A 22300-nucleotide genomic window follows, 5' to 3' on the forward strand; every position below is an offset into this window, starting at 1 on the left:
ACCGTGGCCGGGTCGGACGATTCCACCCATCTGGTCCGACGCCGGCGCATTAGCCGGTACCTCACGTGGCGCAACCGGCGGGCGGGCAGCACCACCTGCCCGCTGTACCGATTCCGCTCCATCAAGTTGGATAGGCACTAGATCACGGGTCTCCACGAGGCAAGGAGCGGCGTCCGCGGACCGGAGACGTCCGCCGGGGGGGGTGAGTCTTCGACGGGAGTGGCGAGGCGCGTCACGCCCGCTTGCGCCGCAGGAATCCCGACAGGCCGTCCCCGACGAGGCTGAACGCGATGCCGACGACGGTGATCGCGAGCCCCGGAAAGGTCGGCAGCCACCACGCGGTCATGACGTACTCGCGGGAGTCCGCGATCATCGCCCCCCACTCGGGCGTCGGAGGCTGCACGCCCAGGCCGAGGAAGCTCAGCGAGGCGCCCGCGAGGATGTTCAGCACGGCGGCCGACATCGCAAAGACGACGGCCGGGCCGATGACGTTGGGGAGTAGGTGCCGGACGATGACGCGGAGGTCGCTGCAGCCGATCGCCCGCGCCGCGAGCGCGTATTCGAGCTGCTTCGCAATCAGGATTTCTCCGCGGATCAACCGCGCGAACGCGACCCACCCCACGAGGATCAGCGCGTAGTACATGTTGATGAGGCCGGGCCCGAGGATCGCGACGATCGCGATCAACAGGACGTAGAAGGGGAACGCCACCTGGATGTCGATGACCCGCATGAAGATCGCGTCGATCACGCCCCCGTAGTAGCCCGACGCCGCCCCCACCCCGATGCCGATGACCAGCGGCAGCAGCGTGCAGAGAAAGCCGACGCTCAGGTCGATGCGCGTGCCGTAGAGGATCCGCGACAGCTGATCCCGTCCGAACTTGTCGGTGCCGAGCGGGTGCGCGGCGCTCGGCGGTTGCACGGCCGCGGCGTAGTTCTGCCGGATCGGATTGTAGGGCGCGATCGCAGGGGCGACCACGGCGGCCGTCACGACCGCGGCGATGATCACGATCCCCACCACGAGCGAGGGGTTTCGCAGCCAGACCCAGACGAGCGACCGGCGCCGCGGCGAGGCCGACGCCGCCTGCGTCATCTCACGACCGGCCGTCGCGCTCATGCGTGGTCCCGCTCCGTCACAGCGCGATACGGGGATCGATCAGGGCGTAGGTGATGTCGGTCAACAGATAGACGACCGACACCAACACCGCGTACACGAGCGTAAAGCCCTGCACGACCTGGTAGTCGCGTCCGAGGATCGCGGACACCATCTCGCTTCCCATCCCCGGCAGCGCGAACACCGACTCGATGATGACCGATCCGCCGACGAGGAAGCCGATGTACAGCCCGAGCAGGGTGATCGTCGAGATGATCGCGTTGCGCAGCACGTGACGGATCACCACGCGCCGGCCCGGCAACCCCTTCGCGCGCGCCACCACGACGTGCTCGGCGGTCAGCGTCGAGAGGATTGCGTCGCGCAGGTTTCGGGTGAGCACGGCCGACACGCCGAGCCCCATGGTCAGCGCGGGCAGGAACAGGTAGTACACGTGTCCCGTGAAGGTCTGCCCGCCGCCGCCGACCGGGAACCACCCCAGCCTGACCCCGAACAGGATGAGCATCAGGATGCCCACCCAGAAGCTCGGGGTCGAGATCCAGAACACCGAGAACCCCCGGATCGCTTGGTCCACGGCGCTGTTCTTGCGCAGCGCCGCGACGGTGCCGAGCGGCACGGTGACGAGCGTGGCCAGAATCATCGCGTAGGTCACCAAGAACAGCGTGAGCGGCAGCCGCTGGCGGACGAGATCCAGCACCGGTGCCCGCACGAGGACCGACTGGCCGAGGTCGCCGTGGGCGAGACCGGCGACGAAGATCCAGAACTGCACCGGCACCGGGCGGTCCAATCCGAGGTGGTGCCGCAGCTCCTGGACCGAGTCCGGCGTGGCCTGGATCCCCAGCATCGTGATCGCCGGGTCGCCCGGGATGAGCCGGATCATGTAGAAGATGAGCACAGCCAGGACGGCGAAGGTGACCGCCATCTGCCCGAGCCGGCCGACGATGTACCCGCGGCGGTTCATCGACGTCTCCCGGATGCCCGCGGCGTCCGCGCGTTACTTGTTGAGCCAGGTCGTCCAGTACATCGGCACCCCGAGCGGCGTCCGGAAGAACCCCTTGACGTTGGGCGTGAGATAGTTCACCGATGGCGTATAGTACAGCGGGATCGTGCCGCCGACGTCGGTGTTGTAGATATTCTGGATCTCATAGTACAACTGCGCCCGCTTCTTGGGGTCAAGCTCCTCGGCTGCCGCCTTCACCATCTGCACCGCGCGGTCGCTCGGCTGGTAGCCCGTGTTCATCTTGGGATCGATGAAGAAGAACTGCACGAGCTGGTCGGGGTCCATCATCCCGTTCGTCCACTGGTAGCCCGAGATCAGATCATAGCTGCTCTTGTACCACGCGGCCGACAGCGCCGAGCCGTCGACCTCCTGGATCTGCACCTGGAGGCCGATCTCCCCCCACATCTGCTGGGCGAGGACCGCGTTGTCGCGGCCGATCTGGCTGCCGCTCGGCAGCTGCAGCGTGATGCCGCTGCGCCCCGTGGGATACTTTGACTCCTTGACGAGCTGCTTCGCTTTCGTCAAGTCGTAGGGCAGGCTGGCGCGCGCGTTCCAGTAGAGGCCGCTTTTCGGCATGAACGAGTTCGCCGACGTCGCCAGCCCGCCGGTCGCACGGTCCACGAACACCTTGCGGTCCAACGCCAGGCTCATCGCCTGGCGGACCTTGACGTCGTCGAACGGGGGACGTGTCGTCTGAACGACCATAAAATACACTTGTTGCTGCGGGAGCGGCAGGAGCTGTCCGCGCGGGTCGCGCTTGAGCGCAGCGATCTGGCTGAAGGGGATCGCCTCGGAGCCGTTCAGATCGCCGGCCTGGATCTGGAGGACTCTCGTCGTGTCCTCGGCGACCTGTTTGATGATCACCTGATCGAGGTAGGGGTACGGCTTGCCGTCCGGTGCCATCTCCCAGTAGTGCGGGTTGGCGTCCAGGGTCAGATGGTCGTTCGGCACCCAGTCTCGGACCATGAACGGTCCCGTGCCGATCGGTTTCGTAAACTCCTTTTGCCCGATCGCCTCGACCTCGTCCTTTGGGAAGATGGCGTTGGAGATCATGGCGAGCCGCGCGAGGATGCTGGCCACCGGCGAGTTCATTACGATCGCGACCGTCGTGTCGTTCAGCTTGGCAAACGTCTTGACGTCCGCGAGGCTCCACTTGTAGACGCCGTACGCGCGGGAGCGCTCGAGGGAGGCGATGACGTCGTCCGCGGTCACGGGCTTCCCGTTGTGGAAGCGGGCCTGCCGCAGGTAGAACGTGTAAGTGAGGCCGTTCCCGCTCACCGTCCACCGCTCGGCGAGCGCGGGTTCGACGGCGGTCGCATTCGCGTTCGCCCGCACGAGGCCCTGGGCGATGTTCGAGATCGTCGTGCTGTCCGTTCGCGCCTGCGTCCACATGGGGTCGAGCCGCAACGGGATCGTGGTGTAGGCCCACGTCAGCGTGCCGCCGCGCCGGCCCGCCTGGGCCGCCGCGACCCTCGCGGCGCCTCGCCACCCCTCGAGCGCAACCAGCCCCGCGCCCCCAAGTGCCCGTCCCAAGAGCTCACGCCGTTTCACACCGCACCTCCTCGGGTCGCGGGCGAGCCCGCCTTTCCTTCGGCATTTCGCCGCCCGCAGCGGAAATCTTCTCGGGGCGACGGCGCGCGGGCGGGATGCGGTGTGGTGAAGCCGATCGGGCGAGCGGTTGGAACGACGGCAACAACGAGGCGCGGCCGGACGAGGGTTCTCGCCCGGCCGCGCTGCGAAACGCCGAGTCCCGCTACCGAGACGTGCTTCCTGCCGCCACGGAGGCGTCGACGGTAGCCGACGCGCCGACCTCCGGACTCGCGACGGCGGTGTTGGAGTCGTCGGGCACCAGATTGACCGGCTGTACCGGCACCGGCACGGGCTCCGGGTAAATCTGCGTGCCGGCGTGCGCCGTTGTGGCGGCGGGGCTCAGCGCCAGAACCGCGCCGAGCGTGAAGACGGCGGCGATGCGACGCATTGTCCACCCCTCCTTACTAGTGCGGTGGTGCCGTCCCGACCAAAAAGCACGCCGGCCGGAGGGGCGTCCCTCCGGCCGACGCGCCTCCACCCCCTACTGGCTCTGCTGGTTCTGCTGCAGGTAGACGGGGATGTTGTTGGTCGTGTTGAGCTGCGGGGTCTCGTCGGCGCTAGTGTTCATCGTGACATCGGGCGTCGAGGTGACCGGGTGGGAAGAGCCCTGCGTGTTGTCGTCCGCCATCGCGGCGGCCGGCGCCAGGGCCAGGAGCGCTCCCAGGCTGAGCATTGCGAGAACTCGCTGCATAACGACTGCCTCCCTTATGGTTCTTGCCGGAATCTCAGCGGGGACGCGGCGGGCGAACGATGCCCGCTCGGCCGTCGCGCTCCAACTGGCGTTACTGGTTGTTCTGCAAGTACACGGGCGCCTGCAGGTACGCGGGTACGCCGTCTGACGGATCGAGCTGCTGGGCGCCGTTTCCGTTGTCGGTGCTTGTCACGTCGACATTCGAGCTCGACAGGGTCGTCGGGAGATTGCCCTGCGAGTTGTCGTCCGCCAGCGCGGCAACCGGTGCCAGCCCCACTACGGCCCCAAGGGCGAGCATTGCGAGGACCTGACGCATCGGTGGTTCCTCCTTTCCCTGCGGCCCGGGCATTCGCACCCGACCGCTTCTGTAGTTGTAGCCGCTTCCCTAACGCTAGTGACTCTATCACCATAACTTACTATTGTCAAGTGGCTTGTATTATGATAGTATGTAACATGTTGGTAAGGAACGCGGACGGAAAATTGAGAAAGGATAGGGGCTCGCAAACCCTCAAGGGGGAAGAGGGGAGGCTATTTATGGAGGGCGGCGCTCATATTTGTCCCAGGTATCGCAGGGCGATCGAACTGGTGGGCAAGCGCTGGACCGGCGGGATCATCCGCGCCTTGATGGATGGCCCCCGGCGGTTCTCGTCCCTCTTGGATGCCGTACCGGGGATGCACGATCGGGTGTTGTCCGAGCGGCTAAAGGAACTGGAAGCGGCGGAGGTTATCCGGCGCCGCGTCTATGCGGAGACCCCGGTTCGGATCGAATACGAGCTGACCGAGAAAGGGCGCGAGCTGGAGAAGGTGGTCGAGGAGATGCAGCGGTGGGCGAACCGCTGGATGCCGGCCCCCGCGCAGTCGGACGGCGCCTGATCGCGCGTTTGCTAAGGCGTCGTTGATCAGCCCGGTTGTCGCCCGGGACGGCGCTGTTGTTCCCGGGCCTTGCGCTCGCGCAGCACCTCCCAGCACCGTTCGAGCGTCGTCTGGATGCGTGCGAGGCGAGCGCGGTCAGCGTCGCTCGCGTCGCCCTGAGACTCCTTGTCCCACAGCTTGTGTTCCTCGTGCGCCAAATCGTTGATGCGGTGAAAGATCTCGTGCTCCTGTTCCTCCATCGGCGTCTCCTCTCTCACGATTGCTCGGCTCCGGGTGGACGCACCCCCACTTCGTCGAGATGTCGGAGGAGATCCGCGGGGTCCTCGTAGACCCGATACGCGCCGGCCCGCTCCAGCTCCTCGCGCCCGTAGCCCCCAGACAGCAGCCCGATCCCCAGCGCGCGAGCGCGTCGCGCGGCGAGCATGTCCCACACGCTGTCCCCCACCACCAGGCAGTCCTCGATTGGCGTGCGGAGCCGTCGCGCCGCGAACAAGAACAGATCCGGATCCGGTTTCGCCCGCGAGACGTCGTCGCGCGTCACGACCGGGACGTCGTCCGGAATGCCCAAGGTTCGCACCGCCGGGTGCGCCGTGGCCAGGCGTCCGCTCGTGGCGATGGACCACGGCACGCCGTCGCGCGTCAGGGTCCTGAGCAGCTCCCGGGCCCCGGGCAGAGGGCGTACGCGGTCGGCCAGGGCCGCATACGCCCGCTCGTGATTGTCCTGGATGTCGCGGATTTGCGCCGGCGTGAGTCTGTGACCGAGTTCGCGCGCGAGCGCGTTCACAAACAGCCCGCCGCTCATGCCGATCCGGCGATGAATGCGCCACACGGAGAGTTCGATGCCGGCCCCTTCGAGCGCGGCGTGCCACACGGTCGCGTGATGGTACACGCTGTCCACGAGCGTGCCGTCGAGATCGAAGACGAACGCGATTCGCGCTCCGTCCGCCGTCGTGTCCACGGCGTCGCCCCCGCGCCGATCCATGTTCCGACCTCCACCCGGCGCGCCCGCGCAGCCGCAGCCGCCGTCAGCATCACCGGCTCTCCGCTCGGATTCATTGGCTCCGGGCGTCCATCCTGCTACGTAGCCCGGGACCGCGACCGATCCCCCCGCAAGGAGGTCTCTTCCTGCAAAGACCCGAACAGCTTAGGACCAAGTAGCCCCGGTGCTTAGGGCCGGACGTCACCTGGTGTGGGGGGAGGAGTGGACGGCATGCGCAAACGCAACCTGCTGGTTACGCTCGTGCTCTGTGGTCTCCTCGGGATGGTCGCGTTCACCGCGCCCGTACCCGCGGCTACCGTTGGACCGGTGACTGACGCGATGGGCGTCGTCCAGATCGGTCCGGGACAGCCGGTCGTCATCGCCACATGGCTCGTGACGTCGGGGCCGAACGCCGCGCTGGGGACGGACAGCCAGCGGGGGGTCGAGATCGCGATCGATGACCAGGGGGGCAAGCTCCTCGGCCACCCGATCAAGCTGGAGGCCAACGACGACGGGTGTGCCGCCGAAGGCGGACAGACGGCCGCCCAGAAGATCGCGGCCGATCCGAACGTCGTGGCCGCGATCGGCGGCAGCTGCTCGAGCGCGACCGTGCCGGGCGCGCCGATCCTCTGGAAGGCCGGAATCGTCGACGTGTCCCCGTCGGCCACAGCCCCGCTCCTGACGGCGGCCAACCGCGGCCCTGACCTGAACGGGTTCCTGCGGACCGCCCACAACGATAAGACCCAGGGCGAAGTCGCCGCCACGTTCGCGCGACAGGTGCTGAAGAAGACCCGTGCGGCGACGATCCACGACGGCAGCCCGTACGCCCTGGGGCTGGCGAACGCGTTCGCGGACAACTTCAAGAGGATGGGCGGCACGATCACGTCGCAGGAAGCCATCTCGGTCGGCGACACCGATATGAAGCCCGTGCTGACGCGCATCGCCACCGGCAAACCGGACATGATCTTCTATCCGATCTTCGTGGCCGAGGGCGGGTTGATCACGAGGCAGGCCAAGGAAGTCGCGGGTCTCGCGAACGTGACGCTGTTCGGCGCGGACGGCCTGTTCACGCCGGACTTCCTCAAGGCCGCCGGGGCATCGGCGAAGGGGATGTATTGGAGCAGCCCCGACCTGACCCCGCAGACGCTGGGCCCCGCTTATTCCTCGGTGTTCCTGCCGAAGTACCTGAAGAAGTACGGCGAGAAGCCGACCGCGGCGTTCCACCCGCATTCGTATGATGCCGCGAACATCATCTTCGCCGCGATCAAGAAAGTGGCGAAGAACCAGGGCGGCACCCTGTACATCGGGCGGAAGGCGCTCCGCGACGCGCTGTTCGCCACGAAGGGGTTTAAGGGCCTGACGGGTACGATCACGTGCAACCAGTACGGCGACTGTGCGGACCCGCACATCGCGGTCTACCAGTCGGTCGCGGCCGACCCGGCGAACTTCGTGCCGGGCACGGATCCGAAGAAAGTCTACCCCATGAAGTAGCGGAACGGGATTTTCGTACCGGCCTGAGTCACGGGGGGTGAGCACCGGTCGAACCGCGCCGGTGACTCACCCCCCGAGCCGTTTCTCGGACGGAGAGGGGGGGCTATGCGCCGCGGATTCGGCCGGCACCTATCCGTGATCGACCTACTCCTCTGGGTGTTCCGGGCGGCCATCATCGTCACGGTCGTTTGGGGCTCGATCGCCACGCTGCTCGCCGGACGGTACTCCGCGTCGCAGTGGTTGGATTTCGTCGGGTTCGGCCTCGCGCAGGGCGGGATCTACGCGCTCATCGCCCTCGGCTACACGATGGTGTACGGCGTACTCAACATGATCAACTTCGCCCACGGCGACGTGTTCATGGCGGGCGCCTACACCGCGTACTATGTCGCGGCGCCGCTCGGTACGTCCGGCTTTCTCGCGCGGCATCTGCTGAGCGGGCTCCTGCTCATCCTCGCCGTCTCGGTCGCGACCTCGACCGCGATCGCCGTGGCGCTCGAGCGGATCGCGTACCGCCCGCTACGGCGGGCGCCGAGGCTCGTGCCCTTGATCACCGCGATCGGTGCGTCGTTCTTTCTCCAGTATTCCTTCCGGAGTCTCTACGGGGCCGGCGTGCAGTCCTACCCCGACATCGCCGCGCTGTCCGGGAACCTCTCGCTCGGCGGGATCGCCTTCCCCCGCACGCAGGCGCTCGTGCTGGCGGCGGCGGTCGCGATGATGCTCCTGCTGTACTGGATCGTCATGCGGACGCGGACCGGCAAGGCGATGCGCGCCGTCGCGGAGGACCGGGACGCCGCGGCGCTGATGGGGATCGACGTCGATCGCATCATCGTGTTCACGTTCGCCCTCGGCGGCGCGATGGCCGGGGCCGCGGGCATCCTCTACGCCCTCACCTTCAAGCAGGTGCACTTCTTCATGGGGTTCGTGCCGGGGATCAAGGCGTTCACCGCAGCGGTGCTCGGCGGGATCGGCAACGTCCCGGGCGCGATGCTCGGCGGGCTGTTCCTGGGCGTCGTCGAGTCGGTTGGACCGGCGCTGTTCCTCGACGGGCTCGGGGTCCCGGCACCGTATCAGCTGCGGGACGTGATCGGCTTCACCATGCTGCTGGTCATGCTCATCTTCAGGCCGCAGGGCATCCTGGGCGAGCGTCTTGCGAGCAAGCGGGCGTAGCGCGCCGACCATCGGCGTCATCTTCGGCGGGGCGGCCGTCTATCTGTGCCTGGTCGGCATCATCGAGACGTTCAGCCGCCGCTGGGTGGTCGCGGACGTGGTCAGCCTGGGCCACGTCGTGCTGCTCGCGGTCGGCGTGGGCGCGGGCTACGTCGCCGCGTCGGCGCCCGCCCGGCGCGGACAGAAGCCGGGGCCGCTGGCCGGACCCGGCGCGGGCGTGGTGGTGGGCGCCTCGCTCGCCGTGCTGCTCTTGGCCGGCGCCGCCGTGAACTTGCGAACGATGTTCATCAACGCGTCCCCGACGCTCTACGAGCTCCTCGCGTTCGGCCGATCGCTGCAGGAGGGCGTGGCGCTCCTGCTGCTGCTCGGCGCCGCGGCGGGGGCCGGCGGGAGTGCGCTGGCCGCGATGTCCGCGCGCGCGCGGCGCGTGTTCCTCACGGGTCTCGTGGCCGTGCTCATCGTCGGGGTCTTTCAGGATTTGCTGCAGCTGCTGCTGCAGGGGCCCGCGGTTGTGACGATGCTCCGCGGGGCGCTCTTCACGACGGACGGGCCCTCGGCCGGGGGCGCGGCGGCGATCTGCGGGCTGACGTGGGCCGCCGTCGCCGCGCGCGCCCGCTACGGGGACGCGCTCCAGCGCGGGGCGGCGTCGCTCAGCCCGTCGGGCCGGCGCGGGCTGCAAGTTCTGCGCTGGACGGTGGCGCTGGCGCTCCTGCTGGTGGTGCCGATTGCGGGCGGTCCGTTCGTCGCTCAGGTGATGGTGCTGGTCGGTCTCTACACGCTCATGGGGCTCGGATTGAACCTGGAGGTCGGCTTCGCCGGGCTGCTCGATCTCGGGTTCGTGGCGTTCTTCGCGATCGGCGCGTACACGATGGCGCTCTTGACGTCGCGCGGCGAGTACGGGATCGCGCACTGGTCGTTCTGGGCGGCCGTCCCGGTGGCGATGGGCGTCTCGCTCGTCGCGGGCGTGCTGTTTGGGATCCCCGTGCTGCGCGTTCGGGGGGACTACCTTGCCATCGCCACGCTGGGGCTCGGGGAGATTGTCCGGCTGCTGGTACTCTCCGACGCGCTCCGGCCGTGGCTCGGCGGATCGTTCGGCGTGCTGTTGATTCCCAAGCCGCGCATCGGCGGGTGGGAGTTGTCGGGGCCGCGCGAACTCTACTATCTGACGCTCGTGGCGTCGGGGCTGATCGCGTACGTGGCGTCGCGGCTGCAAGATTCCCCGCTCGGCCGCGCCTGGATGGCGATTCGCGAGGACGAGGACGTGGCGCAGGCGATCGGCATCAACCTCGTCACCACGAAGCTGCTTGCGTACGGGCTCGGGGGTGCGATGGGCGGCGTCGGCGGGGCGATCTTTGCCGTGCTCGTCGGATCGGTGTTCCCGCAGAGCTTCTCGCTGTTGATCTCCATCAACGTGCTCGTCCTGATCATCCTCGGTGGGTTGGGCAGCCTGTGGGGCGTCGTCGTCGGAGCGCTGGTGCTCGTCGGCCTGCCCGAGCTGCTCCGGGAGTTTGGCGACTACCGGTTTCTGGTCTACGGCATCGTGCTCGTCGCGATGATGTTGTTCCGTCCGGAGGGGCTGTTGCCGGCCGCCGCGCAACGCCGAGAACTGCACGCCGGAGAGGATGCGTCGCCCCCCGCACCGAGGCCGGCCGTCTCCGTCGCCGGCACCGGCTCGGTGGAGGGCTGAAGTTCCGGCAATGGGCGTCCTGGTCGTGGACCACGTGACGAAGCGGTTCGGCGGGCTCGTCGCCGTCTCGGATCTCGTGCTGGACGTGGCCGAGCGGGCGATTCACAGCGTGATCGGCCCGAACGGCGCAGGGAAGACGACCGTGTTCAACTGCCTGACGGGGTTCTACCGGCCCGACGAGGGCCACGTGACCTTACGGGGCGAGCGCATCGACGGGCTGTCACCGGACGACATCGCCCGCCTCGGGATCGCGCGGACGTATCAGAACATCCGGCTGTTCGCCAACATGAGCGTGCTCGACAACGTCCGCGTCGGACATCACATCCACGTCGCCGCCGCGTGGGTGGGCACGATCTTCAACACGGCGGGCGCACGACAGGAGGAAGCGCGCGTCCTCGACGAAGCCCGCCGGTTGCTGCGGTTCGTGGGCCTCGACGCCCACCGGGGGCGTCTCGCCCGGCACCTGCCGTACGGCGCGCAGCGCCGGCTGGAGATCGCGCGCGCGCTGGCCTCGCGGCCGGCCTTGCTGTTGCTCGACGAGCCGGCGGCCGGGATGAGCCCGCGTGAGGCCCTCGACACGATGGCCTTCATCCGTGAGCTGCGGGACGACCTCGGCATCACCATCGTGTTGATCGAGCATCAGATGCGCGTGGTCATGGGGATCTCGGACCGCGTCACGGTCCTGGACCACGGCGTCAAGATCGCGGAGGGCACGCCGGCGGAGATCCAGCGCGACCCGCGCGTCATCGAGGCCTACCTCGGCGCGCGCAGAACCCAGGCCGGCGGCCCCGCGCCGCACACCCATGGCGCTTCTTGAACTTGACGCCCTGCACGTTTCCTACGGCGCGATCCAGGCGCTGCGCGGCGTGTCGCTCGAGGTCTGCGAGCGGGAGATCGTCACGCTGATCGGCGCCAACGGCGCCGGCAAGAGCACGACGCTGAACACCATCAGCGGCCTGCTGCGTCCGCACCGGGGTGCCGTGCGGCTCGACGGGGAGGACCTCACGGTCGTCCCGCCCCACGAGATCGTGACGCGGGGCGTCGTGCAGGTGCCCGAGGGTCGCCGGATCTTCGGCAGGCTCTCGGTGCTGGAGAACCTGGAACTCGGCGCGTTCACCCGGCCGTCGGCGGACGACATCCGCGACGGCGTCGCGCACGCGTTCGCCCTGTTCCCGAGGCTCAAGGAGCGGGCCACCCAGCTCGCCGGGACGCTGTCGGGGGGCGAGCAGCAGATGCTGGCGATCGGACGCGCGCTCATGGCCCGTCCCCGGATTCTGCTGCTCGATGAGCCGTCGATGGGGCTGGCGCCCGTGCTCGTCGAGCAGATCTTCGAGGCGATCCGCGGCATCAATCGCGAGGGCACCACGATCCTTCTCGTCGAGCAGAACGCCGTGATGGCACTCGAGACCGCCCAGCGCGGCTACGTGCTGGAGACGGGCGCGGTGGTCCTGGAAGGCGCCGCGGCCGATCTGCAGGCGAACCCCGAGGTCCGGCGGGCGTACCTCGGCCAGTGAGCGCCGGCGGCGTCTCCGGTCTGCCGCCCGTCAGACCCCCAGCGCCGCTTTGATTCGCGCGCCGACGCCCCGGATTCGCTCGGCCGGCTCGTTGGCGAAGACAAAGCGCAGGTGCTGCCCGCCGTTCGTCTCTCCCCAGCCGTCCATCGGCGTCGCGGCCACGCCGGCGTGCTCGAGGAGACGCCGCGACATCTCCGCCCCGGTCAGGCCGAGCGGCGTGCCGTCGAGGAGCATCGACCAGCCGCCCCCCGGCGTGACCGCGGGCAGGCCCGCGAGTTCGCCGAGCAGGGCATCGCGGCGGCGGCCCCACTCGGCCACGGCCGCCTGGACGTCTGAGTCGCCGAGCTCGAGCGCGACGGCGGCCGCCTCCTGCGCGATCCCGACGGGGACGACCACATTGCCCATCGACACAAGGGCGAGGTCCGGGAGCAGGCGCTCCGGTGCAACGATCCAGCCGACCCGCCAGCCGATCATACGGAGCTCCTTGGACGCTGCGCCGACCGTGATGACGCGGTCGGCCGCGCCGGGCAGGGACGCCGGGTGGATATACGGCCGGCCGTCGTAGAGGATGCGCTCCATCGCCGCGTCGTAGATCAGCCACAGATCGCGCTCGCGCGCGAGTTCGACCGCAACCTCCCAATCCCCGCGCCGCAGTACACCGCCCGACGGCATCGACGGGCTCATCAGGAGCAGCGCCCGCGTCTTCGGGGTCACGGCTCTCCGCAGCGCATCGCGGTCGAGACGCCATTCACCGCGCGCTTGCGTGAACGGCGCGAGGCGCGGGACGCCGCCGGCGAGCCGGACGCGGTTGATCAGACCGACGTAGGTCGGGTCCGTCAACACAACCTCGTCGTCGGTGTCGACCACCGTCAACAGGACGTTGAGAATCCCGGACAGGCCCCCGGCCGAGATGATGACGTTGCGGGCACCGGAGTAGGGGACGCCGGAGAGCCGGGACACGTGCGCGGCCGCGGCCTCGCGCAGCCGGGTCTGGCCGACGAACGGCAGGTAGCTGTTGTTGCGGTCCTCGGTGAGCGCGCGCCGGGTCGCGTCGACGACACGCGGATGGGGTCGGAGATCGGTGTCGAGATTCTCGAATCGGAGAATGGACCGGTCGGCCAGGGCATCGGCGAGGCTGCCCACCCGGTCGACGCCGATGCCCGCCATCCCGGCCAGGCGTCGCGGTCTCATGCGCCCGACCCCCGCCATTCGTAGAGCGCGTCGGGCTCGCGCTCCTCGTTCTGCGACCCGTCGGTGAACTCGATGGCCACGAAGCCTCGCGCCTCGTAGAATGCCCTCGCGCGCGTGTTTCGCTGGAACGTAAACAGCCGGAGCCGGCCGGGGCTCAATTCCTTGGCCTTGTCGAGTAACAGGCTCCCGATCCCGCGTCCGTAGAATCCGGGCAGGAGGTAGAGGTGGTCGACATAGTCGCCGGCCAGCGAGAGAAAGCCGACCACTGTGCCCCCGATCTCGGCCACCCACACGTCCGCGCGTTTCATCATGACCGCAGGCACCCACTCCCGAATCTCCGGGTCCGTGTGGGCGTTGCGGAGATACGGCAGCGCGTCTCGCCGCGAGGCGAGATACAGCTCCGCGATTGCGCTCGCGTCCGCGGCGCCGGCCCGGCGGAGGATCGTCGGAGGCCCGGGGGTCATGCGCATAATCTGCGCGCGCGGGCGGCGAAGGTCCTGCCAAGACCCCGACACGGACATCACGAGCGCGCTGTTCGGCGGCGCCTGAGCCGCGCAAGCGCGACGGCCAGCGCAAGCGCGCCAGCCGCGGCGATCGCCGGCACCCACGGCCCCGGCGATAGGGCGGCGATGCCGGCAGGGGCCGCCGCCACAAAGATGCCGAGCTGGTCCGTGTTGGCGGCGACCTGCTGGCTCTCCCCGAATCGGGTGGTCGGCAGGCTCGTCCATGCGTCGCGGGAGGATCGAAGCATGACGGTCGCGTGCACAGGGTAGCGCAGCACAACCATCGCGCGTTTGGTCAAGCCCGCCTGGCTTCCCGACGCCGCGTAGGATGCCACGATGCGGTACGCGTTGCCGTCGAATCGGAAACCCTTCGGAGGGGGAGCGACGGTCAGAGGATCGATCGGCGTCAGCCGTACCCTGACCGCGGATTCGTGGGAGCGTTTGGCGAAGGTGCCCTCGGCAAACGAGATGACCGCCTGCTCATCCTCCGTGGATGCGTCGCCCGGCATCGATTCGAGTACGCCGATGGTGACGGCCGCGGCCCCGGACGCCGCACGCTGATTCCCGGCAGCCACATCTCGCGGGGGCAAGACCCATCGATATGGCGGAAGCGGGGCGGGACCGTCGTACAGCAACATGCCCGGCTGCGGCCACCCCAGCGCCAGTGTGATCAGGTAGAAGACGCCCGCGGTGACGCCGATCCAGAAACCCCGCCGTCGTTCACCTCGGTGCGGGCCTGCGCTCCTGCGATCAAGGGGCGAGCCGCTGCAGGCCGCGCGATCGCGGCCGGCGTCCGGGGCCCGAGGCCTCCGGTTCGTCACGGCGACGCGACGAACGTTCCCAACTGGTCGGTGTGCACGACGATTTGCTGGCTCGCAGGGAACGCGGGACCGTGGAGGACCGTCCACGTCTTCTCCTGGTCCTGCGCCCGGAGGATCACGGTGGCATGGGTCGCGTACGTCAGCGCGACGTCCACGGGTTTGGCCAGTTCCGCGGGCGTCCCCGAGGTCGCGTACAAGACCTCAAACCGGTACCCGTTGCTGTCAAAGTGGCGCCCGTTCGGCGCGGGGGCCACGGTGGCGGCGTCGAGCGGCGTGATCGTGACTTTTGCGGACGTCTCCCCGGGCCGAGACGCGACGGCGCCCTGCGAGAACGTGATGGTCGCCTGCAGGTCATCGGTGGAAACCTCGGCGGCGCCGGACGCGCCACCAGTAAATGCAACGATCCCGGTCGCGCCGCGCGGCGGGCTGCTGCTTCCGCCTCCCGGCGGATGCACCCACTGATACGGCGGCAGCGGGACGAGCCCATCGTACAGCAGCCGAGACGGGGGCGTTCCGAGCATGCCGGATACGACAAGATAAAGCACGGCCGCGGCGGTGCCCCATCCGGGCCCGACGCGAGCGCGCCGACGGCTGGCCCACGCGATCGCGCGCACGCGTGTCACCCTACCTGCAGCAGATTCGCCGCCATGTGGGTGACGGCGGGGGCCGTCCACCCGCCGGTTGCCGCGCGCTGCCAACCGAAGAGCAGGCCCGCGGCGAAGTCGATCGGAAGTGCCCGAACGCCGTACGCCGGGACATGCACGGCGGCAAACGCCACGGCCGTCCCGACGAGCGCGAGCGTCAGTCCGCCGGTCGCCAGCCACCCGTAAAGCCACCGTCGGAAGAAGGCCTCCTCGGCCACGGACGCGACCATGAGCACAGCGACCCCCCACGCGGAGAAGCGGAGGTGCGGCGGGTGCACGGGCATCAGCACCCGTCCCGCCGCAAGCGTCGCCACCCCGAGCGCCACAGCGGCCGCCCAGCGCGGCCACGCGGACGGGCGGTCCGTCGTCGCGGGCACGGCGGCGGTCACCCCGACGATCCCGATCGCGAGGTCGACGAGCGGCGCGCCGCGCACGGCGGCCGCGCGCGCCGCCAGCGCGACGCACCCGAGAATCCCGACGAGCACCGCCTGCCAGGTCCGCACGGCGCTCACTTGACCGTGAACGTCAACGTTTTCACCACGCGCGGTCGGAACGGGAAGTGATCTTGAGCGACGAACTCCGCGGTGAGGATGTGCAGTCCCGGGGAGACGTCGACGACCTGATCGAGGCCGTAGACCATCGAGATCACCTTCCCGTCGATCGACAGGTGGATGTGTCCTTTATCCGGGCTGAGGTGGGTCGTGGTCTGCGGCACCACCTGCGCGCCCTCCAGCGAGAGGCGGACGTCCACCTTCGTGCCGGAGACGACCGCGCCGGGCTCCGGATACAGGATCGCCAGCACGGCCGTGGAGCTCGGCCGCGGTGCTGCCAGAGAGGGCGTGGTCGCTGTTTGAGCGCGCGGTCCGCACCCCGCGCACAACAGGAGGATCCCGATCAAGCCGGTGATGGCTGTCGCGTGCCGCATCGCGCTCTCCGCATGGCCTCACATCATCCCTGCCTATATAGTGCGCCCACGCCGCGGGGAGAATCCTGCCTGCCGCGTGCGCCGTGTCGAACAGGGAGATGCCGGTACGCTGTCAAACATGGGCAACGACCGAGGTGAGACGCATGCGACATGTTCTCATGACCGCCGTGCTCACGATCTTGCTCGCCGGAACCGCCGTCGAGGGGCAGGAACCTGCGATCGCGATCGGGGCGGTCTACCCGACCGGGGGACCGCAGGGCGCGGTCGGCGCCGGCATCGACGAATATCACGGGCTGCTCCTGGCCGCCGCGTACGTGAACGAACACGGCGGCATCCGGGGACGCGCGGTCCACGTTCGGCTCGCATCCGCGAACTCCGTCGACGCGGCCGCAGGGGCGGTCCAGCAGCTCGCGGAGGGCGGGATCACGACGATCGTCGGGACCTACGGCAGCGTGATTGCCCGGCCCGCCGCGGAGACCGCGGCCCGTTTGGGGCTCGTGTACTGGGAAACTGGAGCCGTGGGCGAGATCGGGAGCGCGGCGGCTCCCGGCACCCACTTCTTCCGGGTGGCGCCGAGTGGTGCGCTGCTGGGACGGCAGGCAGTGGATTTCGTGCGCAACCAGCTTGGCCCGCGGCTGCGGCGCGCCGGTCCGCTCCGGTACACCGTCGCCTACGTCAACGACGGGTTCGGACGGGCGGAAGCCCAAGGAGAGATCGCCGAGATCCACCGGCTCAACCTGCCGCTCGCGGCGACGCTCCCGTACGATCCGTGGCACGCTGACTACGCGGCGCTCGCGAACAAGATCGCGGCCGCGCATACGGATGTCCTGATCGTCGCCGCTTACATGGAGAACGCAGTGGCGCTGCGTCAGGCGGTGCTCACCGCCCACGTCCCGCTCGCCGTCAACATTGGAGGATGTTCCGCGTACATCATGCCGGAGTTCGGGGAACGCCTCGGGGCGGATGCCGTCGGCGTGTTCTCCTCGGATAAGACCGGGGACCTGCTGCCCACGCGGGCGCTGACGAAACAGGCGTCGGCACAGCTGCTGTGGGCCAGGCAACAGTTCCAGGAGCGATACGGTCACCCGCTGTGGGAGCCGGCGCTGTCAGGTTTTTCGGGCGGCATCGCGCTGTTCCAGGACGTCTTGCCCTATGCGCGCGACCTGTCCCCGGCCGCGGTCGCGGCGGCCGTACGCCAGGGTCTCCTGCCGATGGGCGCGCTGCCGAACGGAAGCGGGCTGGCATTTGCTCCCGAAGGGTCGCCGCAGGCCGGGGAGAACCTGAGGGCCGCGAGCGTCGTGTGGGAGTGGGTGGCCCCGAACACGCGGGCGCTTGTGTGGCCGCCGGCGCTCGCGACGCACGCGATCGTCACGCCGTAGGCGCCACGGCACCGTCGGCGTTGCCGATCACAACGCGGACGCCGCCTCGATGTCGGCGAACACCGTGGCATCGGCGTGTCGCTGCAACACCGAGGCGGGGCACGTCACCGATACGGCGCCTCGCACCATACGGCTCAGCGCCTCGCGTTTCGTGGGACCGGGAACGATGCAGACAATGGTGCGTGCCGCGACAATCGCAGGGACGGTGAGCGTAAGGGCCCGAGTCGGCACCGCATCCAGCGCATCGAAACACCCATCGTGCACCTGCTGCCGCCGCGACTTTTCAGTCAGCGCGACCACGCGAGGCAGAGCGGGATCGTCGAAGTCGGTGCTGTCGGGCTCGTTGAACGCCAAATGGCCATTTTCGCCCGCGCCGACGCAGCCCAGATCGAACGGCGCCTCGCAGAGCAGGCGTCCGTAGCGCGCAATCTCCGCAGACGCGTCGCGCGCCTTCCCGTCGAGAAACCATACCTTCCGCGGCCGGCTTCGATCGAAGAGATGCTCCCGCAAGAACTGGCCGAGAGCCTGGGGAGCATGCGAAGGGAAATCGAGATACTCATCGAGGTGAAACGCCGTCACACGACTCCAATCAAGGTCCGGTGCTTCCGCGAGCACATGGAGAAACTCGACCTGTGAAGGCGCCGAGGCGAACACGGCGCGCGCTTCGCCGCGCGCGGCGACCGCCGCCCGCAGGCATCCGACTGCCGCGGACGCAGCCGCCCTGGCCATGTCGTCCCGGGTTCGGTGCGTGCACGCGGGCCGACTCGTCGTACGAATCTACCCCATCTTTCGATCCACGGTGTGCGAGTGCGCACTGGAAGTCGAACAGCCAAAACGAACACTCCCATTGAGATGGCAAGCAAGCCGGACGCTGGTACGCCACCGCGACCCTGAGCACGCCCTGCCAAAAGGACGGGCTCGTCTCGATGCCCGAGACATGAAGCTCCGGTACCACCTTCGCCCATCCATGCTTGGGGGAGCGCCGAGCCGCTCGTTGGTCGCGACGGTCCCCGCTCGCGTGAGGAACTCGACCGAGGCCGAGCGTGGAGAGCGCGTCGGGGCGCGATCGACTTCTACGGATCCGCGCGCTACGACTTGACAGCCGCCCGCGCGCCGTGATAGATAAATGATAATGATTTTCATATGGAGTTAGTTGTCTGATCTGCGAGCACCCGTCCTTGGCGTGTCCCGCGGAGATTGAAGGGGGACGCGCCTGAAACGAGAGCGCTCGCAACAACAGGGGCGCCGCCGCACATCGGCGGGGAAGGAGACTGATCGGCGATGAGACGAACACAGCTGGCAGTCACGACCGTGGTCGTTGCGGCGGCGGTCCTGTTGGTCGCGTCGCTCGGAGTCACGCCGCCATCCGGCACGGCCGCGCCGAGCGCGTCGCGGCCGACCGTCGTCGCCGCGGAGAACTTCTACGGCGACATCGTCGGGCAGATCGCCGGCGATCACGTGTCCATCACGAGCATTATCAGCGATCCGAACGTCGACCCGCACGAGTACGAGTCCAGCGCGAGGGACGGCGCGGCCGTCGCGCGGGCGAGCCTCGTCGTCATGAACGGGATCGGATACGACGACTTCATGTATCGTCTGATGAAAGCGTCCCCGAACCCTGCGCGGAAGGTGATCGTCGTTGCCACCCTCGTCGGACGTAAGAGCGGGGACAACGTCCACCTCTGGTACGATCCCGGCACCATACCCAAGGTCGCGCAGGCCGTCACCGACGCGCTCGATCAGATCGATCCCGCGGATACCCGGCGGTTCCATCACTCGCTCGGGCTGCTCCAGGGGTCGCTACGCCCTCTGAACGACAAGATCGCGGAGCTGCGGAGCCGGTACCACGGGGCGCCGGTCGCGTTCACGGAGCCTGTGTTTGGGTACATGGCCGAGGCGCTCGACCTCCACGTGGTCACGCCTGAGGCGTTCCAGCGGGCGATCGAGGAGGGCGACGAACCACCCGCCTCGGCGATCGCGCAGATGGACGACCAGTTGCGGACGCACCAGGTGAAGGTGCTGCTCTACAACGTCCAAACGGTCACCCCGATCACGACGAAGGTGCAGCAGCGGGCCAAGCAGCTTGGAATCCCGGTCGTCGGCGTTTCGGAAACGGAGCCGCTCGGAAAGAGCTATCAACAGTGGATGCTTTCGCAGCTGGACAATCTCGAGGCGGCGCTGACGGGAGCCAGTAAGTAGCGATCGGGGGCGCCATCGTGCTGGTGGCCGCGGCCTGGTTTGTCCTGGCGTGGGTGTTCGGGCCGCGGGTCGCCGCCCAACGGCGTCGCGCGACAAGCCGCGCTCCCGCGCGGCCAACGCAGCGGGCCGGTCCCCGCGGCTTCACCGCTCCACGCGACACCCGGGTTCCCTTGACGTGGAGGACGCCGTAAGTATTACTCTGGAAGTGCATCAGTCACGGCGGCATCTAACCGTCGCGGATGAACGGCGACCGGCGCCGGCGGCCGTCGCACGGGAGCGGGGGAGGGGGGACGCAATATGGACATCGCGTTGGTCATCCTGCGGCTCGTCGTGGGTCTGCTCGTCGCCGGCCACGGGGCGCAGAAGCTCTTCGGTTGGTTCGGTGGGTACGGGCTCGCGACCACGAGCAAGTTCCTGGAGTCCATCGGATTTCGACCGGCCTCGGCGTGGGCGCTGCTCGGTGCGGCCGCGGAGGCGGTAGGCGGGGTGCTGTTCGCGGTCGGGCTCTTTAGCCCCCTCGGCAGCATCGGGATCGGCGCGGCGATGGCAATCGCGATCACGAAGGTTCATTGGCCGAAGCTTTGGGCGTCGAACGGCGGACTTGAATACCCGCTCGTGAACCTCGCAGTCGCGGTGGCCGTTGGCATCGTGGGGCCGGGTGCGTACGCACTGGATCGCGTCTGGGGTACGTCACTTCCTTCGGTCATTTCCCAGCCGTTCCTGGGGCTGGTCGCGCTCGGATATCTCATCGGCATGGTGAGCTCCGCCGCGACCAAGAGGGCGAGCGCGGCCACGCGCTCGCCCGATGCCCGGGCGCGCTGAGCTCGCGAACACCGAGCGGGCGAGCTCGACCGGCGCGCTGACGGCACATCTTCCGATCGGCGAGGTGGCGAAGCGCGCCGGCCATCGGCACAGCGGCATCGGCGCCTCGGGCGCATCGCTTGCGCGGGGTGCCCCGCTTATCGCGGTGACGCGACCCGACCGATGGCTGCGACTTCGTCGCGCTCGAGAACGACACCCACCGCGCCGACATTCTCTTCCAGATGCCGCACCGACGCGGTGGCGGCCACGTGGCACGCGACCGACGGCACCGCGGCGCTCGCGGCCCCGCCGCACGAGCACGACCACCGCGCGGCGCCGCGACGCGCGCTCCTGCTCATCCTCGGTTCATCGCCGATGGTCGAGGGGATCCCCGCCTTTTTCGCGGCGAGCCGTTTCGGGCTCGGCCTGATCGCTGCGATGGCGGTGGTGTTCACGCTCGCCACGGTGGTCACATATGTCGCGCTGTGCGTGTCCTCGAGCGCGGCGGCGGAGCGCGTGCATCTTGGTCCGGTCGAGCAGTACGGCGAAGCCCTGAGCGGGGCGTTCATCGCGGCCGTGGGGCTGGTCTTTCTCGCCTGGGTGCGGTGGTGAGCGCGATCGCCCCGGCCCGGCGACGGACGCCGCGGCTCGCGCCTCGCAGATCGGCGCCCGGTGTCGGCGGGGCCTCCCGGCGGGAGGCTATCCTGTTCGCGGCTCCCGTGACACCGCGACGATACCCCCCAGTCCGTCGGGACGTGGACGCGGGCGACGCTCCCCGGGGAGGGGCTGCGGCCGGCCCTCCGTGCGCGGGGACCCGGCGCCGGTGTGCTAGTCTCCGGGTTCTCGATGAACGGCGACGCCGACAATGACCAGCGCCACTCCCGCAAGCTCGATCGGCGTCGGGATCTGGTGCAAAACGACCACTCCCACAACGGTGGCGGTGGCCGGGAGCAACGAGAGCAGGAGCGCGAACGTCGCCCGCGGCAGGCGCGCCATGGCCATCTGGTCGCACACGTACGGGATGACGGATGAACAGATACCGACCCCGACGCCGGCGCCGAGCAGGGTGAGCTGGAGAAATGCGGGCGCGGCGGCAGCGATCGTGAACGGCGTGACGACGACCAAGGCGATGAGCATCGCCGCGGCAAGCCGATCGACGCCGCTCGCCCCGCCGTCCTGGGCCACGCGGTGGCCGAGGATGACATAGAGGACGAACAGTGCGCTGTTGGCAAACGTGAGCGCGAAGCCGACGGACTCGCCCGCGATCCGCACGTGCGTGAGACAGTACACGCCGGCGACCGCGAGCCCGAGCGCGATGAGGTTGCGGTGGGAGCGCGCCCCCGCCGCCGCCAACGCAATGGGGCCGAGAAACTCGATCGCACCGACCGTCCCGAGTGGCACGCGGTTGATGGCGAGGTAGAAGCAGGTGTTCATAGTGGCGAGGACGGTCCCGAGCGCGACGAGCGTGACCCGCTGACGCGGGCGGACCTCCGCGAGCACGCGCCACGGACGCCGCCAGATGGCGAAGACGGCGGCCGCGCTCGCGATCCTGAGCCAGACCACCCCCAGAACGTCGACCCGGCTGAACAACAGGACCGCGAACGACGGCCCGAGGTAGTGAAATACGGCGCTCACCAGAAAGAAGGCCTGGGGCGGGAGACCGGTCACCGTGATGCCTACGGGCCGCCCCGGGACAAACCCACTCACGCGGAGGTTCATGCAACTATAATTGCAGTC

26 protein-coding genes are annotated in these 22300 nt (G+C 68.8%); 10 read left to right on the plus strand and 16 right to left on the minus strand.

All coding sequences use genetic code 11. The features are described 5' to 3' along the window. Window positions 1–232: 232 nt before the first annotated feature. The 6 genes from VKZ50_17320 to VKZ50_17345 all read right to left on the minus strand — a co-directional run bounded on the left by VKZ50_17320 (window position 233) and on the right by VKZ50_17345 (window position 4705). Window positions 233–1114 carry an ABC transporter permease gene (locus tag VKZ50_17320; GenBank protein HLJ61486.1) on the minus strand — a complete coding sequence of 294 codons (882 nt, stop codon included), beginning with the start codon at window positions 1112–1114 and terminating at the stop codon, window positions 233–235. Window positions 1115–1130: 16 nt separating this feature from the next. Further along, the gene (locus tag VKZ50_17325) at window positions 1131–2069 is read right to left on the minus strand and encodes an ABC transporter permease (GenBank protein ID HLJ61487.1); all 939 of its coding nucleotides are present in this window, start codon (window positions 2067–2069) and stop codon (window positions 1131–1133) included. A 33-nt stretch (window positions 2070–2102) separates the two neighbouring features. Further along, window positions 2103–3659 (minus strand): ABC transporter substrate-binding protein, encoded by a 1557-nt coding sequence (locus VKZ50_17330; protein ID HLJ61488.1) that lies wholly within the window; start codon window positions 3657–3659, stop codon window positions 2103–2105. 202 nt (window positions 3660–3861) lie between these two features. Further along, entirely contained in the window at window positions 3862–4086 is a 225-nt protein-coding gene (locus VKZ50_17335; protein ID HLJ61489.1) for a hypothetical protein, read from the minus strand. A 93-nt stretch (window positions 4087–4179) separates the two neighbouring features. Beyond that, the gene (locus VKZ50_17340) at window positions 4180–4389 is read right to left on the minus strand and encodes a hypothetical protein (protein ID HLJ61490.1); all 210 of its coding nucleotides are present in this window, start codon (window positions 4387–4389) and stop codon (window positions 4180–4182) included. A gap of 91 nt (window positions 4390–4480) precedes the next feature. Beyond that, a complete protein-coding gene (locus tag VKZ50_17345; GenBank protein HLJ61491.1) occupies window positions 4481–4705 on the minus strand; it encodes a hypothetical protein in 225 nt (74 codons plus the stop codon). 218 nt (window positions 4706–4923) lie between these two features. Between VKZ50_17345 and VKZ50_17350 the strand changes: the two genes are divergently transcribed. Then, on the plus strand, window positions 4924–5262 hold the full coding sequence (locus VKZ50_17350; protein HLJ61492.1) for a helix-turn-helix domain-containing protein: 339 nt from the start codon (window positions 4924–4926) through the stop codon (window positions 5260–5262). A 26-nt stretch (window positions 5263–5288) separates the two neighbouring features. Here the strand turns inward: VKZ50_17350 and VKZ50_17355 are convergent, their stop codons facing one another. Then, entirely contained in the window at window positions 5289–5501 is a 213-nt protein-coding gene (locus VKZ50_17355) for a DUF2630 family protein (protein ID HLJ61493.1), read from the minus strand. Between the two features lie 14 nt (window positions 5502–5515). Beyond that, window positions 5516–6244 (minus strand): HAD family hydrolase, encoded by a 729-nt coding sequence (locus VKZ50_17360; protein ID HLJ61494.1) that lies wholly within the window; start codon window positions 6242–6244, stop codon window positions 5516–5518. 228 nt (window positions 6245–6472) lie between these two features. Here VKZ50_17360 and VKZ50_17365 point away from each other — a divergent pair, with 228 nt between their 5' ends. From VKZ50_17365 to VKZ50_17385, 5 genes are all read left to right on the plus strand, one after another. Further along, window positions 6473–7732: a branched-chain amino acid ABC transporter substrate-binding protein gene (locus tag VKZ50_17365; protein HLJ61495.1), complete on the plus strand. Its 1260-nt coding sequence runs from the start codon at window positions 6473–6475 to the stop codon at window positions 7730–7732. 105 nt (window positions 7733–7837) lie between these two features. Continuing rightward, on the plus strand, window positions 7838–8899 hold the full coding sequence (locus tag VKZ50_17370) for a branched-chain amino acid ABC transporter permease (GenBank protein ID HLJ61496.1): 1062 nt from the start codon (window positions 7838–7840) through the stop codon (window positions 8897–8899). Beyond that, the gene (locus tag VKZ50_17375; protein HLJ61497.1) at window positions 8880–10586 is read left to right on the plus strand and encodes a branched-chain amino acid ABC transporter permease; all 1707 of its coding nucleotides are present in this window, start codon (window positions 8880–8882) and stop codon (window positions 10584–10586) included. The genes VKZ50_17370 and VKZ50_17375 overlap by 20 nt, the downstream gene beginning before the upstream one ends. Window positions 10587–10596: 10 nt before the next feature. Further along, window positions 10597–11403, plus strand: a complete 807-nt coding sequence (locus VKZ50_17380) for an ABC transporter ATP-binding protein (GenBank protein HLJ61498.1) — start codon at window positions 10597–10599, stop codon at window positions 11401–11403. After that, on the plus strand, window positions 11390–12100 hold the full coding sequence (locus VKZ50_17385) for an ABC transporter ATP-binding protein (GenBank protein HLJ61499.1): 711 nt from the start codon (window positions 11390–11392) through the stop codon (window positions 12098–12100). Before VKZ50_17380 ends, VKZ50_17385 begins: the two co-directional genes overlap by 14 nt. Before the next feature lie 30 nt (window positions 12101–12130). Here VKZ50_17385 and VKZ50_17390 read toward each other — a convergent pair whose 3' ends face one another. From VKZ50_17390 to VKZ50_17415, 6 genes are all read right to left on the minus strand, one after another. Next, a complete protein-coding gene (locus tag VKZ50_17390; GenBank protein HLJ61500.1) occupies window positions 12131–13291 on the minus strand; it encodes a pyridoxal phosphate-dependent aminotransferase in 1161 nt (386 codons plus the stop codon). Next, entirely contained in the window at window positions 13288–13755 is a 468-nt protein-coding gene (locus VKZ50_17395) for a GNAT family N-acetyltransferase (protein ID HLJ61501.1), read from the minus strand. Before VKZ50_17395 ends, VKZ50_17390 begins: the two co-directional genes overlap by 4 nt. Before the next feature lie 56 nt (window positions 13756–13811). After that, a complete protein-coding gene (locus tag VKZ50_17400; GenBank protein ID HLJ61502.1) occupies window positions 13812–14432 on the minus strand; it encodes a hypothetical protein in 621 nt (206 codons plus the stop codon). Between the two features lie 179 nt (window positions 14433–14611). Beyond that, window positions 14612–15229 (minus strand): hypothetical protein, encoded by a 618-nt coding sequence (locus tag VKZ50_17405; protein ID HLJ61503.1) that lies wholly within the window; start codon window positions 15227–15229, stop codon window positions 14612–14614. A gap of 5 nt (window positions 15230–15234) precedes the next feature. Then, window positions 15235–15771, minus strand: coding sequence for a CPBP family intramembrane glutamic endopeptidase (locus VKZ50_17410; protein HLJ61504.1), 537 nt, complete (start codon window positions 15769–15771; stop codon window positions 15235–15237). Continuing rightward, a complete protein-coding gene (locus VKZ50_17415) occupies window positions 15768–16184 on the minus strand; it encodes a hypothetical protein (GenBank protein HLJ61505.1) in 417 nt (138 codons plus the stop codon). The genes VKZ50_17410 and VKZ50_17415 overlap by 4 nt, the downstream gene beginning before the upstream one ends. Window positions 16185–16327: 143 nt before the next feature. On the opposite strand from VKZ50_17415, the gene VKZ50_17420 reads away from it, so the two are divergent. Then, window positions 16328–17563, plus strand: coding sequence for an ABC transporter substrate-binding protein (locus tag VKZ50_17420; protein HLJ61506.1), 1236 nt, complete (start codon window positions 16328–16330; stop codon window positions 17561–17563). Window positions 17564–17590: 27 nt separating this feature from the next. Here VKZ50_17420 and VKZ50_17425 read toward each other — a convergent pair whose 3' ends face one another. Next, the gene (locus VKZ50_17425) at window positions 17591–18292 is read right to left on the minus strand and encodes a 6-phosphogluconolactonase (protein ID HLJ61507.1); all 702 of its coding nucleotides are present in this window, start codon (window positions 18290–18292) and stop codon (window positions 17591–17593) included. A 552-nt stretch (window positions 18293–18844) separates the two neighbouring features. Here VKZ50_17425 and VKZ50_17430 point away from each other — a divergent pair. The 3 genes from VKZ50_17430 to VKZ50_17440 all read left to right on the plus strand — a co-directional run bounded on the left by VKZ50_17430 (window position 18845) and on the right by VKZ50_17440 (window position 21175). Then, window positions 18845–19762: a zinc ABC transporter substrate-binding protein gene (locus VKZ50_17430; protein HLJ61508.1), complete on the plus strand. Its 918-nt coding sequence runs from the start codon at window positions 18845–18847 to the stop codon at window positions 19760–19762. A gap of 297 nt (window positions 19763–20059) precedes the next feature. Next, on the plus strand, window positions 20060–20584 hold the full coding sequence (locus tag VKZ50_17435; GenBank protein ID HLJ61509.1) for a DoxX family protein: 525 nt from the start codon (window positions 20060–20062) through the stop codon (window positions 20582–20584). Between the two features lie 237 nt (window positions 20585–20821). Next, window positions 20822–21175, plus strand: coding sequence for a hypothetical protein (locus VKZ50_17440; GenBank protein HLJ61510.1), 354 nt, complete (start codon window positions 20822–20824; stop codon window positions 21173–21175). Window positions 21176–21391: 216 nt separating this feature from the next. On the opposite strand, the gene VKZ50_17445 is transcribed toward VKZ50_17440, so the two are convergent. Continuing rightward, entirely contained in the window at window positions 21392–22270 is an 879-nt protein-coding gene (locus VKZ50_17445; protein ID HLJ61511.1) for an EamA family transporter, read from the minus strand. Window positions 22271–22300: the final 30 nt, after the last annotated feature.

The sequence above is a fragment of the bacterium genome, from assembly GCA_035295165.1.
In the GTDB taxonomy this organism is placed as follows: domain Bacteria; phylum Sysuimicrobiota; class Sysuimicrobiia; order Sysuimicrobiales; family Segetimicrobiaceae; genus JAJPIA01.

Coding starts and splice junctions, on each gene's coding strand:
- VKZ50_17320 (HLJ61486.1), bottom strand. CDS start 1,114: ATGAGCGCGACGGCCGGTCGTGAGATGACGCAGGCGGCGTCGGCCTCG.
- VKZ50_17325 (HLJ61487.1), bottom strand. CDS start 2,069: ATGAACCGCCGCGGGTACATCGTCGGCCGGCTCGGGCAGATGGCGGTC.
- VKZ50_17335 (HLJ61489.1), bottom strand. CDS start 4,086: ATGCGTCGCATCGCCGCCGTCTTCACGCTCGGCGCGGTTCTGGCGCTG.
- VKZ50_17340 (HLJ61490.1), bottom strand. CDS start 4,389: ATGCAGCGAGTTCTCGCAATGCTCAGCCTGGGAGCGCTCCTGGCCCTG.
- VKZ50_17345 (HLJ61491.1), bottom strand. CDS start 4,705: ATGCGTCAGGTCCTCGCAATGCTCGCCCTTGGGGCCGTAGTGGGGCTG.
- VKZ50_17350 (HLJ61492.1), top strand. CDS start 4,924: ATGGAGGGCGGCGCTCATATTTGTCCCAGGTATCGCAGGGCGATCGAA.
- VKZ50_17355 (HLJ61493.1), bottom strand. CDS start 5,501: ATGGAGGAACAGGAGCACGAGATCTTTCACCGCATCAACGATTTGGCG.
- VKZ50_17360 (HLJ61494.1), bottom strand. CDS start 6,244: ATGGATCGGCGCGGGGGCGACGCCGTGGACACGACGGCGGACGGAGCG.
- VKZ50_17365 (HLJ61495.1), top strand. CDS start 6,473: ATGCGCAAACGCAACCTGCTGGTTACGCTCGTGCTCTGTGGTCTCCTC.
- VKZ50_17370 (HLJ61496.1), top strand. CDS start 7,838: ATGCGCCGCGGATTCGGCCGGCACCTATCCGTGATCGACCTACTCCTC.
- VKZ50_17380 (HLJ61498.1), top strand. CDS start 10,597: ATGGGCGTCCTGGTCGTGGACCACGTGACGAAGCGGTTCGGCGGGCTC.
- VKZ50_17385 (HLJ61499.1), top strand. CDS start 11,390: ATGGCGCTTCTTGAACTTGACGCCCTGCACGTTTCCTACGGCGCGATC.
- VKZ50_17390 (HLJ61500.1), bottom strand. CDS start 13,291: ATGAGACCGCGACGCCTGGCCGGGATGGCGGGCATCGGCGTCGACCGG.
- VKZ50_17395 (HLJ61501.1), bottom strand. CDS start 13,755: ATGACCCCCGGGCCTCCGACGATCCTCCGCCGGGCCGGCGCCGCGGAC.
- VKZ50_17400 (HLJ61502.1), bottom strand. CDS start 14,432: ATGTTGCTGTACGACGGTCCCGCCCCGCTTCCGCCATATCGATGGGTC.
- VKZ50_17415 (HLJ61505.1), bottom strand. CDS start 16,184: ATGCGGCACGCGACAGCCATCACCGGCTTGATCGGGATCCTCCTGTTG.
- VKZ50_17420 (HLJ61506.1), top strand. CDS start 16,328: ATGCGACATGTTCTCATGACCGCCGTGCTCACGATCTTGCTCGCCGGA.
- VKZ50_17425 (HLJ61507.1), bottom strand. CDS start 18,292: ATGGCCAGGGCGGCTGCGTCCGCGGCAGTCGGATGCCTGCGGGCGGCG.
- VKZ50_17430 (HLJ61508.1), top strand. CDS start 18,845: ATGAGACGAACACAGCTGGCAGTCACGACCGTGGTCGTTGCGGCGGCG.
- VKZ50_17435 (HLJ61509.1), top strand. CDS start 20,060: ATGGACATCGCGTTGGTCATCCTGCGGCTCGTCGTGGGTCTGCTCGTC.